Annotated in this window: 10 protein-coding genes; 2 read left to right on the forward strand and 8 right to left on the reverse strand. The window is 40.4% G+C overall.

What is annotated here, in order from left to right:
- Positions 1 to 113: 113 nt before the first annotated feature.
- Together ACUXV0_RS17950 and ACUXV0_RS17955 are read right to left on the reverse strand one after the other, a co-directional pair.
- Positions 114 to 2,549 (reverse strand): DUF5686 family protein, encoded by a 2,436-nt coding sequence (locus ACUXV0_RS17950; RefSeq protein ID WP_446192823.1) that lies wholly within the window; start codon positions 2,547 to 2,549, stop codon positions 114 to 116.
- 98 nt (positions 2,550 to 2,647) lie between these two features.
- Positions 2,648 to 4,021 carry a hypothetical protein gene (locus ACUXV0_RS17955; RefSeq protein ID WP_446190962.1) on the reverse strand — a complete coding sequence of 458 codons (1,374 nt, stop codon included), beginning with the start codon at positions 4,019 to 4,021 and terminating at the stop codon, positions 2,648 to 2,650.
- A gap of 156 nt (positions 4,022 to 4,177) precedes the next feature.
- On the opposite strand from ACUXV0_RS17955, the gene ACUXV0_RS17960 reads away from it, so the two are divergent.
- Complete coding sequence (locus ACUXV0_RS17960; RefSeq protein ID WP_446190963.1) at positions 4,178 to 5,443, forward strand: hypothetical protein; 1,266 nt, start codon at positions 4,178 to 4,180, stop codon at positions 5,441 to 5,443.
- On the opposite strand, the gene ACUXV0_RS17965 is transcribed toward ACUXV0_RS17960, so the two are convergent.
- The 3 genes from ACUXV0_RS17965 to ACUXV0_RS17975 all read right to left on the reverse strand — a co-directional run bounded on the left by ACUXV0_RS17965 (position 5,440) and on the right by ACUXV0_RS17975 (position 9,659).
- On the reverse strand, positions 5,440 to 6,387 hold the full coding sequence (locus tag ACUXV0_RS17965; RefSeq protein WP_446190964.1) for a ThuA domain-containing protein: 948 nt from the start codon (positions 6,385 to 6,387) through the stop codon (positions 5,440 to 5,442). The two genes, ACUXV0_RS17960 and ACUXV0_RS17965, sit on opposite strands and share 4 nt — an antisense overlap.
- A 129-nt stretch (positions 6,388 to 6,516) precedes the next feature.
- Complete coding sequence (locus tag ACUXV0_RS17970; protein ID WP_446190965.1) at positions 6,517 to 8,067, reverse strand: DUF1501 domain-containing protein; 1,551 nt, start codon at positions 8,065 to 8,067, stop codon at positions 6,517 to 6,519.
- 2 nt (positions 8,068 to 8,069) lie between these two features.
- Positions 8,070 to 9,659 (reverse strand): DUF1800 domain-containing protein, encoded by a 1,590-nt coding sequence (locus tag ACUXV0_RS17975; RefSeq protein WP_446190966.1) that lies wholly within the window; start codon positions 9,657 to 9,659, stop codon positions 8,070 to 8,072.
- Positions 9,660 to 9,819: 160 nt separating this feature from the next.
- Between ACUXV0_RS17975 and ACUXV0_RS17980 the strand changes: the two genes are divergently transcribed.
- Complete coding sequence (locus ACUXV0_RS17980; protein ID WP_446190967.1) at positions 9,820 to 10,056, forward strand: DUF1059 domain-containing protein; 237 nt, start codon at positions 9,820 to 9,822, stop codon at positions 10,054 to 10,056.
- 19 nt (positions 10,057 to 10,075) lie between these two features.
- On the opposite strand, the gene ACUXV0_RS17985 is transcribed toward ACUXV0_RS17980, so the two are convergent.
- From ACUXV0_RS17985 to ACUXV0_RS17995, 3 genes are all read right to left on the reverse strand, one after another.
- Positions 10,076 to 11,650 (reverse strand): serine hydrolase domain-containing protein, encoded by a 1,575-nt coding sequence (locus tag ACUXV0_RS17985; RefSeq protein WP_446190968.1) that lies wholly within the window; start codon positions 11,648 to 11,650, stop codon positions 10,076 to 10,078.
- Positions 11,651 to 11,701: 51 nt separating this feature from the next.
- On the reverse strand, positions 11,702 to 12,580 hold the full coding sequence (locus ACUXV0_RS17990; RefSeq protein WP_446190969.1) for a hypothetical protein: 879 nt from the start codon (positions 12,578 to 12,580) through the stop codon (positions 11,702 to 11,704).
- Positions 12,581 to 12,686: 106 nt separating this feature from the next.
- Entirely contained in the window at positions 12,687 to 13,565 is an 879-nt protein-coding gene (locus ACUXV0_RS17995) for a hypothetical protein (protein ID WP_446190970.1), read from the reverse strand.
- Positions 13,566 to 13,621 lie beyond the last annotated feature (56 nt).

Consider the following 13,621-nt stretch of genomic DNA (forward strand, 5'->3'; position numbering starts at 1 on the left):
TCAGAGAAAAAGGTCTCGTTTGAGACGCTTTGACTCATAATTTCCAAGTTACATTAATTCGCTTGATTATCGGGCTTAAAATGTGTTAAACGGCTGTTTGTCTATACCAGTTCTTATAAGAATGGTAAAATGAAGTTCGGAAGGACAACCCATCTACGTGGACCATTAAATTCTGAAGAATAATTATAAGCGAAGTTAACACCAAAGCCTACTTTGAAACCCATAATGGGTACCAATACCACCTGATTGATATAAAGATCTACCTCATATTGACCTTGCTTGAAGGAGTCAATCGTGAGGTTTTCTAGTCTTTTAGTTTGGTCTAATTCAGACCAGGAGAACCGATGTCCAATGGCAATTTGGGGTTGAAACCAACTGATTTTTGATTTGATCAGGTTTTTGCCAAAGTAATGAACCACGTCGGCGTAAATGTATCTGTTTGAGGCAAATTCCAGGAAATTGCCAGAGACAAAACCAGGTTTATTGAAACCAAAAAAGCCTCTTGAGCCGCCAAGGTTATTATAGAGAAAATTATACGGGGCTTCTCCCCAAATATTACCTCCATGAATTCTAATGAGGTCGTAGCCGATTCTTTTCCAGCGAATCTGCTGAGTGAGGTCAAAAGAAAAGCGATAGAAAGGGGATGAATTGATCGGTTTAAATTGTTCGGCATTAAAAGCTAGAATAGGGAAGTAGTTGCTAACTACATTCTCAAAAAATCCATTTCTTACAAAACGTTCTTTCCGAGCAAATCTGAAGTTTACACCCCAATGATAAACCTTGTTTTGAGCATTTTCTTCGCTTATTGAATAATTGAGTTGTGTGACGTTTTGCTGCTCTGCAAAGAAACGAAACCAGGTCCAGCGAATGGGCTTAATGTACAAGGCCGCCCCAGTAGTTTTAAAACCATCTACTATATAGCCTTTTCGGTCAAAAAATAAGGATTGAGGGTAGGGAGTACTGTAGTTTGGCCCCAGAAAATTAACCTGTCCCGGCGGTCGAATATCCTTGATATGATAAGTACTGAGCCTATTGTATCTGTCTTTTGTAATAAACCAAGAGGCAGAAGTATGGTATTTGAAGGTTCTGTCTCTCAAGCCAAAACCTACACTGGCCCTGAAACCAAAACGAGGATTAGCGAGGAGGTTATTCTGAAGCCCAAGGCCACCACGAGCTAGCTCATGGTAATTCGTATGGTTTTGGTCAAGAAGGAGTAAAAAGGGGCCTATTGGCAGTGAGGCTTGCATTATCCATTTGCTGGGCTTCTCCATGAGCTTCAACCCCGCTGCTATGATTGGGATTTTCTCCAAGGAAGATTTGGCTCTTTTATACACTATTCTTTCTTCATCTGAAATGACAATGGGCCTGAGCTTTTCAAATTCCTCAAAACTGGTGGTATCAGCTTTATCAATAACATATTTGGTGCTGCCATCAAAATAGACTTCACCGAGGGTCAGACTGTCGTCAAAATGACTCAGGTACTGAGAATTGGTGAGTCTTATTCTCATAGACACACTGCTGTTTTGATAGGGATACTCCCAGCGTACTGTTCTGAATTTTGGGTACCACTTGTCTTTCTCAAAAACGTACTCCTGTTTTAGGTAGATTGAGGCGTTTTGTAAGGAGTCGGCATTTTCGACTTCAATCTGCTGAATTGCATAAAAATTAGAACTGATCCTCAATTCACCTTTCAGAGCATTTTTAGTGTTTTTGTAGGGTTTAAATTGTATCACAAAAACTGAATCATAAATACTGTAAAGTGTATCTGTGAGTTGAAAATCATAGATAGAAAAACTGCCTGAGTTTAAGGGATTGATGTAATTCCGTTCGTAGGCATTGCCATCTGTGGTGTTAGATGACTCAGTATTTATCTTATAAAAAGGTTGATAGAATCCAAGTGGGTTTTGTTCGTCAGAAAACAATAAGTTGACCGGGAACAACTTTGGAATATTTGATACCGTATGCCGTACCACCTCTTTTTGTTGACCTTTTTTGAAATAGAAATCACCAATGTTTTCCAGTAAAAGAACATTCAAATACTCCTGCGTTTCTTTTGACTTTAGTCCTGTTTTAAATCTGGGATTTAAAGAGTCGCTATTTACGGCCACCAGACTATCTACCCGTAATCTTATCTTGGTATAGCTGTCTGCTTTAAATTCGTCGTATTTCTGTGGGTTATTCCGTTTTTCGTTTTCACGGGCAGCACGAATGATTCGCCAAGCCGGGTTTTCATCAGGTGTTACCAGGACCTCGTTAAGCTCATTCCGACTTTGTTTGAGATAAATTACACCTCCCTGAAAGAAGGTATTTTTAAGAAACGCTCGGCTCTCATACCCTACTAAACTTATTCTTATGAACTCAGACGGGTTAGAAGATTTGAGCAGAAACCTCCCGAGACTATCTGTTTGGGTGCCGGAGTTGCCTGAGGTGATATTGACATACTCCAATGGCTGGTCAGTTTCTAAATCCTTAACTATTCCTGAGAATTGGTTTTGAGAAAAACCAAAGCTAGATATGAAGAGTATGAGATATAGGTAGAGCTGTTTTATGGAGGTAGCCTTTTATGATCAAACGCAATATTAGAGCAAATAATTGAGTAAAGGCTATTCGGAAAGTAAAAAGGCCTCCGTCAGGAGGCCAATGTTCTTTATTTCGTTTTGTTGAAAATATAAGAGCGATCTTCATCTTTGAAAATGGCTGTGCTATTTTCAAAATCAAAGGTCACTTGTATCCCTTCTCTGGTATGGTAAAAGGTATCATCACCGAGGTACTCCAGGGGTAAAGGAGCTTGAGCGGTTAATTTAGCAACCAATTTTTCATTTTGGTACGTGAAATCTGCCATGATGTTGAACTCTTTATTTTCGTATTTGCCCAGGTAGGCATTTACATTTTCCAACTTCTTCACCAGTTCGGGTTTAAAGGCCTCGATGGTATTAAGATCATTGGTATGCTGAAGCCTGGCCATTAGTCCCATTCCGTAAAAGTCATTCGCCAGGGCAATTGTAAGTTCATTTCTTCCTTCGTGAAGATTGAGCATGGCTTTTCCATTTCTGATGGAAAGTCTTCCACCGGGGTCTTTCTGCATGTTTTCTACATAAAGATTTTTGTCTATGGCAGTCAGTTTATTATCCAGAAATAGCCAGTATTCATTGCTAAAGCCTAGCTCCAGTTCTATGTTTTGATCCTTATTACTGGTGATGATGGATTTTAACCAAACTACTTCTCTTTCACTGTTTCTGCCGAACTTTCGGGTGAGGTTTAATAAGCCTAGTCTTTCAGCTTTGATAGTTTCAGTATAAGCAGCACTTGAAGGGAGCATGTCGGCAGTAACCTCATGTCCTTTGGGTATGCTCATCGGTTTGGTAGCTGCCCATTCACGTATATAATTCGCCTCGTGGTCGCTTAGATCTGGGGCCTCTGTGGCAGGTAGATCTCCCACTTTATTATGTTCTATCTTAATATTTTTGATAAGTGAACCTCCATCAAATGAAATAGATCCGGTTCTACTTCTAGCCTCCAGTTTAGGGATATCCAACACTTTTTTGCTGTTAGCAAAAACTCTGAGCCTTTGACCGTGAATTATATATTCCATGTGATTCCAACCATCAATAACCAGGGGAGCCGGAGCCTGATACTGTGGGTAGATATCCCAAAGGTTAATTCCATCAAAATACGGGGCATATTGAATGGCATTATTATTCAGATGAGATACTGCTCTAGGTATTCTTAAATAAACAGTTTCTTTTTCCATGTCATTTTGCTCATGAAAAAAAAGAGAGACAAAGAAGCTCTTAGGTAAATTCTTTATGTCGAATGAAATAGTGCCGTCTGTAAAGCTCAGGTCTTTTATTCTGACGATCTCATTTGATGTCACCTTTAATAATTTGTCTTTTCCTTCCTGAATAAATTCGGCGGCTCCGTCTTTGAATTCAAAATTGGCAGGGATGGCCTCTATAGATTGTCCTCTTGTTATAAATGGGGTCAGAACTAACAGTAAAAGACCCGAGAATAGATTTTTCATTTTATCGTTTTTTTGACAAAAGTGTATTTCTAGTCCTCAAAACGGCTGTTCATAAGCTGTTCATTCTGATTTCATTATAATTTCGTTTTAGAAATAGCCGTAAGTTTGTGTTCATTTTTCTCTTTTCCAGGATCGACTAAATCATCGTTTTTTGCCATGCTCAATGAAGATAATCTTAAACTTTTGAAAGCTGCTATGGAGGCTAAACTTGGCTGGGGTAAAAGTTCCGGCTGGGGGAATTATGATTTTGAAAAGTTAAGTGAGGTTATTTTTCAGGAAACAGAAGTAAGCCTAAGCGTATCTACTTTGAAGCGTTTTTTTGGGAAGGTGAAGTATGAGCATAAACCTTCCATGACTACATTGAATGCTCTTTCCGAGTATGTGGGTTATGCAGATTGGAGAGCTTTTGAGGCAGAGCAAAATGAACCTTCTCCAATACAAAAAGAGGAGGTAGTTTCTGTAAGTGACTCAAAGGCCAAAAAGGTAGGCGTATTTCCCTTTGTACTTTTGGCGGGTTTACTGGTGATGATTTTGGGAGTATTCCTGATGTTCAGATCCAAACCCAATTATACGCCCGAGGATTTCAGCTTTTCTTCTAAAACCATCCAATCTTCAGGACTACCAAACTCAGTTGTTTTTGATTACGATGCCTCAAAAGCAGACGAGAATGACTCGGTATTTATCAGCCAGTCTTGGGATGTAAGACGTAAGGTTCAGGTCTCCAAAAAAGGGGAAAGCCATTCGTCGATTTATTATTATCCAGGGTATTTCATCGCTAAACTATTGATAGGTAACACCATCATTAAAGAACATGAGGTGCAGATACTCTCCGATGGCTGGCTGGCTGCTAATGCCGTCCCATTTGGTGAACCACCACATTATTTTAATGAGGAAGAAATTTTATCGAACGATGAAATTCTCGTTTCTGAAGAAATTTTAAGTACTGCCGGTATTTCACTAGAAGGACATATCCCCGAAATCAGGATTTTTAATCAAAAAGACATCAGTGCTATTCTGAGTGATGATTTTGAGTTTGAAACAGAGGTGAAATCATTATTTAAAGAAGGGGAGGCTGTATGTCAGCCCATACAAATTTACCTGATTGCTAAGGATGATGTCATGATAATCCCTCTCTCTCAGCCAGGATGCATCGGAGATTTGTATTATTCTGCGTTTGGTTACGGCGTCCATAGTGAAGCCGCTGATTTAAGCAACTTTGGTGTCAATACCTCTGAATGGGTCAAGGTAAAGGTTAAGTCAGAAGAAGGAGAGATTAATGTATATGTGAATGAAGGACTCGCTTACACCAGTTTTATAAAAAATACCCCAACTGAGATAGTCGGGGTACAATACCGTTTTTTAGGGCCGGCTTCTGTAAGAAACACAATGCTCAAAAATGACGAGAAAGAAGAAGTATTTTAGTTAAACTGTCTTTTGCTTGAGAACCTTTTGGTAGGGAAGTCCTCCGGAATAGGAATCGTCACTTTCTTGGTGGCAGCCCACTCAGAACCTCTTAGGAAGGTTGTCATAAGACCCACACATTCCCAGCTTTTGTCATCATGCCCCATAGGTGTATGAAATACTCTGCCTCTACCATATTTGATGGTCATCATCATGGGTTCATGATGGCCAGAGCCTCTCTTAAAAGGTGCAGAGTAGGCAGTAGCCAAAATCTCCATTTTCTCTGCCGGCCCTCTCAAATGATCATAAAGCTCATCAATGGTATGTCTCCATTCCGTAGGCATTCCTTCGGTGATGGGGTGCTTAGGTTGTCTGATCTGAATAGTGTACTCATGAGCCGGACCGTGAGAGCCCGCCTTACCTGGTGTCATATCTCTGTAAAGTTTATCACTTTGGTCAAAATACACGTAAGGCCCATCTTTCTCGGTACGGTCTCCCCAGCCACCTACACCTATCATTCGGTTATAGGCCGTCCAGTTTTGAAAAGAATTATCAGCAGCGTGTACTATTACCACTCCTCCGCCTTTTTTGACAAATTTTTCAAATGCTTTTTGAGTGGCTGAAGGCCAAGGGGCGGCATTCCAGCCAAAATTAATCACTACCAGATCATAGTCCTTGAATCGAGGGCTAAAGTCAGGGTCGGCTTTTGATTCTTCCAAAGCCTGAGTAGGAGTCATGCCTTCGATGGCATAATCTTCCAAAAACTCTTCACCTCTCCAGGTATATTGAGTTCTCTGCACATCTACCTCAAAAAGACCTGTTTCTTCCATATAGTCTTTCATCATGTAGGTGATCATTGGCCAGTGTACATGGTTATTCTGACCATCCACTATCAGGGTCTTTATTTGACCAAAACCATTAAAAGTAATACAGAAAAGTACGAAGAGAAGTAATTGTTTTTTCATTTGATATTTATCGAAATTTTCAGGTCCGTGTCTTCTTTTAAAGCTCTTCGGACTCTTTTGGTTTTAAAGGGTATTTAATTCAAAAGTAAGTTTTTCTTAGCATTTGTTGCAGAGCAAAAAGCACACCGTTTATAGTTTTATCAATTTCAAAACTTTTTGACTTTCCATGTTTTGCCATCTCAAAAAGTAAGTTCCCTGAGGCCATTGATGTGCATTGATCGTTTCTATGTGCATTCCTTCTTCTTTTTCCCCTGAAACGGGTACTTCAATTTCCTGTCCGCGGGAATTGAAAACCTGAATCATATTATACCCGCCAAAGCTTTTGTATTCTACCCTGAAAAAGTCAGAAATGGGGTTAGGGTAAACTTTTAGGCCGTTTTCTTCTACCATCTCGGTGGAGGTGATAAAACCACAAGCACCGCCCTGAACAATCGGAAGAGATTGGAAGGATTTTAACATGACCTCTGAGACAGTGCCACTATCTAAGCAAAACCATCTTTCGAGTACAGAAGAGTAAACAGACCTAAAATCATATTGCATCGGTACATTTTCATCATCTTTGGCAGAACTAGGTAAAATTGGATTCTCACCGAAAACCCTGGAATTGACCTGTTCTCCAAACAGAAACATCGGTGCAGCAGCTCCATGGTCTGTACCATTACTGCCGTTTGATTTTATGCGTCTACCAAATTCAGAATACGTCATGGTCAGCACATTTTTGCTCACTCCATGTTTTTCTAAGTCTCTGATAAAGGCATAGACCGCTTCAGAAAGGTTTGTCAAAAGGTCGGCATGCTCACCTTGGGTGGTATCAGAGGTCTCTACCTGGTTATCATGTGTGTCAAAACCTCCAATTTGAACAAAATAGAATTTGGTTTTTAGTCCGCCTGCTATTAAACGAGCTACTATTTTCAATTGATTTGCTAAACCTTCATCTGGGTAGCCTGTTTGATCTTTAACTTTTTCTCCTGCCGACCGAATGACGCCCGAGTATAGGTTGGTTTGGTTTGCTACCTGCTTCAGAAAAGCCAATTCTTTTTCTGCATACGTACCACTTGTTTCAGAAGGTGTCTCTGCTACCAATTCATAAAAGAAATCGGGGTCTGCTATAGCCATACCCATTGGATATACCGGCCCTTGAAGGCTGGTATTTAAAATAGACCCAATCTGTATGGATAATGGGTCTGGATGATCTTCATTCGGGTATCCATTTGGGTAATCAGGATTTTCTAAAGAAAGGTACCGCCCTGCCCAGCCACTTAAAACTTGCTTGTCAGAATCTGAAGCAGAATTCCATATATCTGTAGATCTGAAATGCGAGAAATCAGGATCGGGGTAGCCCACATCATGGATTATGGCTGCCTTATTCTCGTCAAAAAGTGTCTTTATGTTCGAGAGAGAAGGATGCAGGCCTATTTTATCTGACTGGGCAATACTTAAAAGCTTATTTTCTTTAATGGCAATGTTTTGCCGTGCATTTTGATAGTTACTGTATTGATCTATCGGTATTAGAGTATTAAGGCCGTCATTGCCGCCGGCAAGCTGAATAACCACCAGCACTTTATCGTCTTCCAAAGCGGTGCTGTTGAGTGCACCAAAAGCTTGCATTGGAAGGCCATTCATAAATAGTGGAGCTATACTACCCGCAGCGATATTTTGGAGGAAATGTCTTCTTTTCATAGCTAGATCAATTGATATTCTGGAAGGGCAGTAATAAATAAGACTAGTACTCTGAGTCGCTGTATGACCATATTTTGAACTCTTTCATCATCAGGTTTTTCTTCAAGGTCATACCACAGCTGTGTCCAGTAGTAATCGTTAGATTGACCAGAAAGTAGGATGTCTTTCTTGAATTTTTGTTTTACGGCCTCATCAATGGCAATTGGCAGAAGCATCTCTGATAGATCGTCTACTAATTGGTTTGGTTCCTGCGGATTTGGCAACTTTTTTACCAGTTCTACTACATCTACAATCACACGGTAGCCTTCTCTTCTAATCTCGCTGTAAATAAGAGCCAGTAAACCTTGATTGCGTTTTTGATAGGTGTCAGAGTTTATCCAAAGCTGATGGTATAGCGGAGTTTGGTGATAAGCGGGCCAGCCAGATACTGAAGGTGGATCACCAATAATCTGCTGAGCTACGCCAGCAAAATACATATAAACGAAACTGACATCGTAATGAACAAGAACGTCCTCTTCCACAGTCGGGATACTCGGGTTTAACATCCTGATTGATTTGATGACAAACTCAAGAGGACTACAAATGATGGCTCCTTGGAAGGCTTCATCATGGAAATGCTCGCTGGAGAAAAACGCTTTAAGTAGAGGCATTATCTCGTAGTTGGCATTTCTGAAAACTTCAGCCAGAGGCTCTATGAAATCTCGTTCAACGTTATCTGAAATTTCATAGTAAATGAAGAATCGATAAAGTTTTCTGACAATGAATTTGCTGACTTCATTTTTCTCAAAGATCATCTCTATGAGTTCGTCGGTTTCCTTGGCACCATCTGCTCCTTCTCTGCCTGTTATTATTCTGTTACCGTAGAACTCTGAGAATTGTTTATCCTCTGAATCGTGTCGGCTATTAAAGAAGTTATACTCTCCAGTTAATCTTCTGTAGCCGTGTCCGGTTAAAATTCGTGCTGCCTCTCTCACATCTTCTTCAGTATATCCACTGCCAGCTCCGAGGGTAAATAGCTCCTGAAGTTCACGAGCATAGTTTTCATCCGGAGCTTCTTTGGTGTTTAGGTTTCCATTGAGGTATTCCAGCATTGCCGGGTCAATGGTAATTGCCTTTACGAAATCTTTGAAATTCCCTAATGCGTGAGTTCTGAGAGTGTTTTGATGGAAGTAAGCAAATTTAGCGGCCTCATATATTTCTAATTGCGTAGCAAAATGATTATGCCAGAAAAGCACCATTTTTTCATGAATAGTGGCCTCTTGAAACCACATTTGCTGAATCCACCAGCCACGGAACGAGTTGGCCCGTCTGGCATTTACCATTCCATTTCCAAATGGAGCATGTACCCAGGTTTCGCCTAATTTTACGCCGGTGGTATCCGGCTCTTTGCTTTCATAATGATTTAGGGGAGGGGAGGGCAGAGGAGACTCTCGTAGAACAGCATCAATGCTTTCGCTGAATGACTTTCCTTTCAGCGAACTTAAATTCTCGGGTGTACAGCCAAATAAGGTTCTATTCAGAAAATGTCGTTTTTCATTGTCCGTCCATTCACCTTTATACGGTTCTGCACTAAATGTTTTGATGGTTTTCATGGAAAGGGTACGCTTTAGCCAGCTATTGAGTCATCTCAATTACTACGCCAAATCTTAAAATTCATTGCTTGCTTTGATGTAAAACCGCCCTGAAGGTTTAATCTTACTCTGCTTTTGAAAGTAAAATTGTAAATTGAAGCAAACAGAAAAGTTGAATCCTATGAAATCAATGACATGTAAACAGCTCGGCGGAGCTTGCGATGAAGTGTTTGAGGCCCAGACCTTTGAGGAGATGGCCGAACTAAGTAAGAAACACGGAATGGAGATGTTTAAAGCTGGCGATCAGCCTCATTTACGAGCCATGCAGGCGATGCAAAAATTGATGCAAAAGCCGGAAGATATGAACGCTTGGTTTGAAGAGAAAAGAAAAGAGTTTGAGGCTTTGCCAGAGGCTTAAAACCTCAAACTCAAATGTACTATGCCGTTCCCTTTATGGTACCTCTGCTATCTTCGGATTCTCCATTATTAGCGGCTACAGAATTATTGAAAGTAATATTGACCGCATCACCCTCAAATTGACAAGTTAACGTATCGCCGTGAACGGCTTCAATAAACTTACGCGAGATCTGTAGTGTATTATCATTTAACCAGGTGGCAGAAGAGGCGATCAATGACGGAACATGAATTCTATTCGCCAATGGGAAATTATTGGTCGTATACGCATCATTGACAAACCAAGAGCCCATACCAAAACGTAATATATTATCACCCTCATCTGAGGTGATTTGCACTTCACCCTGATCGTTTGCGATATCAAAACTTATCGTTTTGACCCCAAAATCGTTTTCGGCTAGTTGATATACTCTTTTATTGATTTCATTACTCAGTTCAGAAGAACTTGAAACGGTTTTTGACTTAAGAGTTAGACCAGCACTAAAACTTCTCAATTCCTCTAGCTTCGATTGGTCCTCAGTCAGTGCTTCATTTTGAATACCGGGAAGTAGATTGTCCCAGATGATCTGCATTGATTTTCCCATATCAAAACTTTCGGAGTTGACCGCAATTACCATTTCATAATCGGGGATGATGATGCAGTATTGACCGTAGGCTCCATCACCGCGGAAGAAACCTGGCTCAGGCTTACATCTCCAAAACTGGTAGCCATATCCCTGACCCCAGTCGCTATTATTATCTTGCGAATCGGTCTGTTTACTGGTGGCTTCATTCACCCATTCTTTAGAAAGCAACTGTTCATTTTGCCAGGCTCCTTCCTGTAAATACCACTGGCCAAACTTGGCAATATCTTCTGTGCTTACCCTTAAGCCCCATCCGGCTACATTTAGGCCTTGAGGCGACTTCTCCCAGTCGTAATTCTCAATTTCAAGTTTGTCAAATAGTCTGGGTTTTAGGTATTCTTCCAGCGTTTGACCAGTTTTCTGATGAATAATAGCACCGAGCATATAAGTGGCTCCGGTATTATAGAGAAAATGACTACCAGGCTCATGAATTACAGGATGTGCCAGAAAAGACTTCACCCATGATTGCTCCTGATTAGAGGTCATAGGACCGGTGGTATCGGTATCATGACCAGTATTCATGGTCAGAAGATGCTTTATTTTCATTGACTCCAAATTCTCAGATACCTCTGGTGGTAAATCGTCAGGAAAGATGGAGATTAATTGATCTTCAACTGTGATCAAGCCTTCTGCTACCGCAAATCCAATGGCAGAACTTGTGAAGCTCTTACTTAAAGAATATAAGGTGTGTTTCAGACCTTTTTCAAAAGGTGACCAATAGCCATCTGAGATAAGTTTTCCTTTTCTCAAAATGGCATAACTATGCCATTCCAAATCTGAGGCATCGGCTGCTTTTACAAAATCCAGAACAGCTTGAGAACTAACTCCGGTAGATTCCGGGCTACCGGTATCAAAAGAAAAAGCAATGTCTTCTTCCGGGGTGTTTTGGCAATGTGTAAAGAGAGGAATAGCAGCCAGGCCAAGGGTGCCTATTCCGGCCTGTTTTAAGAAAAATCGACGTGAAGAGGTATTCATTTCAATAGGTTTTGAGTACAAAAAAGGCGGCTTCAAGAGCCGCCTTTAAGTTTATTTGATTTTGTATGCCACTACATTATGGCCGTGGAAAGTAGGGACTACCACCAGATCTTTCCCTTCAGGAATATCAATATCCGCTGCACCTATACCGTCTGCAGAGGTGTCAACCAGTAGCTTTTTCTGATTGTTTTTATTGATGTAGTAGATATGGCCATCCCAGCAAGAGATGATATATCCATCACCCCAAGCCTCTATTCCGTCTCCTTTCATCAGACCATCAGTCATTAAGGTTAGAGAGGTATCCTGAAGAGAGAATAGTTTACCACTATTAAAACCAATCAATAGGATTCTCTCTTGCTCTGCAAAAGCACCATTGAGTCTGCCCAGGCTGTCGTTTTTATATAACAGATCAAATTGACCATCGGTCAATGTAAAAACAGAGTTAAGGTCAGAGTCTGTAAAAAGAATTTCACCATCAGGACCGGTAGCGGCATCATTGAGGTACTGAGCACCGTCGGCAAGTTCTATCGTCACTTCTTCGGTATCCGTATTGACAGATACTACTTTATTCAAATCTGATGCGTAGAGCATATTTCCTGAAAGGGTTAAACCCTTTGGGTCATCAAGTCCACTGATCCAAGGGTTTGCTAATATTTCACCGCTCGATGAGATTTTTGCGATGTATCCATTTCCATCAAATTTACCGGTGGGGTTGAGACCCATACAGCTAACATAGTAAACGTCTTTTTCTGCGTCATAGATGACTGACTCAGGAGTGAGAAGGGTGGTGTCTGTTTGCCAGACCATTTCCAGACTTGGACCGGCTACTTCGGGAATTGTTTCAGTTGTAGTTTCGGAGCTTTCTGTGTCTGTTGAGCAGCTCCAAATGGCCATAGAAAGCCCTAAAATTGAGAGGGTTACTAATTTCATTTGTTAAGAGTTAATGGTTGAACTGTTGAAATTAATAAAACCTTTTTTGCTTTAGAACTATCGGTCTATCAATTGAGAAATATTGTAGCTGAAAACCAAATAGTGCTTAGTTATTGATTAGGCTCTCAAAATCTGTAGCAATATTCATGTGGATTTCGCAGCCGTCCAGAATTGCATTATTGATCAAAAGTTTTGAGTCTAGTCTGATATTGATTTTGCTTTCAGATTTTTTGAAAAGCAGTTCTGGGGTGTTTCTTAGAAGTTTCTTTTCATCCATATCAATATTCAATGTGAATTTTTGAGCACTGCTTCCATTGATTTTTACTTTTCCCATTCGCCTACCTTTTAAAACTTCAGGATCATCATCAATTTGAAGGCTGTAAGAAGGGTTAAGTAAGACGATCGGATCATTACTAAAGTTGACGACATTGATAGTGACTAAAAGCTCTCTCTTCTTTTTGCTTAGCAAATGATTTAACTCCATGCCCTCGAAACTAACCTCAGGCATTCTAAAGGTTGGAGATTTAAGCGTATGTTCAATTTCCAGGGTGTCGGGAACAAAAAAGCTCGGACTTGGCTGAATAAAAGAAAGGTAAATGTGATAATTGGTGCTGTCTGTAGATGTAGGAGTCAGGTGCTTGGTTTGTCGTTTTACGGTTTCGCTGTAAAGCCTTACCGGTAACTTAAAAGTGTTTTTGGTCAATCCTTTTAATTCTAGAGGTACTTCACCAAAACTCTCTGCCAGAGTTTCATTATTGGCTATAATCTTCATTTTGAAGTTTTCACTTCTTATTTTCAAAGGCAGAGGATTTTTCAGCGTTACCTGTAGATTCAGATTGCTATGATTTTCCTCAAGCTGATTATACTGAAGTATAGATAGATTAACCTTCGGCCTTTTCTGAGCAAAATGTGCGACAAGGACTATCAGTAGTACAATGACAGAGCCCAATATGAGTGCTATTCTTCTTTTTCGACCTTGAAACATAATGTGGTTTTTGGTTAACTATAAAAAAGTGTTCCAAAACGAAAAGAGGTCAAAAC

It is taken from the genome of Jiulongibacter sp. NS-SX5 (assembly GCF_052828545.1).

What these genes read in the sequence shown, in the direction of transcription:
- ACUXV0_RS17955 (WP_446190962.1), bottom strand. Translation starts at nt 4,021, where the DNA reads ATGAAAAATCTATTCTCGGGTCTTTTACTGTTAGTTCTGACCCCATTT.
- ACUXV0_RS17960 (WP_446190963.1), top strand. Translation starts at nt 4,178, where the DNA reads ATGCTCAATGAAGATAATCTTAAACTTTTGAAAGCTGCTATGGAGGCT.
- ACUXV0_RS17965 (WP_446190964.1), bottom strand. Translation starts at nt 6,387, where the DNA reads ATGAAAAAACAATTACTTCTCTTCGTACTTTTCTGTATTACTTTTAAT.
- ACUXV0_RS17970 (WP_446190965.1), bottom strand. Translation starts at nt 8,067, where the DNA reads ATGAAAAGAAGACATTTCCTCCAAAATATCGCTGCGGGTAGTATAGCT.
- ACUXV0_RS17975 (WP_446190966.1), bottom strand. Translation starts at nt 9,659, where the DNA reads ATGAAAACCATCAAAACATTTAGTGCAGAACCGTATAAAGGTGAATGG.
- ACUXV0_RS17980 (WP_446190967.1), top strand. Translation starts at nt 9,820, where the DNA reads ATGAAATCAATGACATGTAAACAGCTCGGCGGAGCTTGCGATGAAGTG.
- ACUXV0_RS17985 (WP_446190968.1), bottom strand. Translation starts at nt 11,650, where the DNA reads ATGAATACCTCTTCACGTCGATTTTTCTTAAAACAGGCCGGAATAGGC.
- ACUXV0_RS17990 (WP_446190969.1), bottom strand. Translation starts at nt 12,580, where the DNA reads ATGAAATTAGTAACCCTCTCAATTTTAGGGCTTTCTATGGCCATTTGG.
- ACUXV0_RS17995 (WP_446190970.1), bottom strand. Translation starts at nt 13,565, where the DNA reads ATGTTTCAAGGTCGAAAAAGAAGAATAGCACTCATATTGGGCTCTGTC.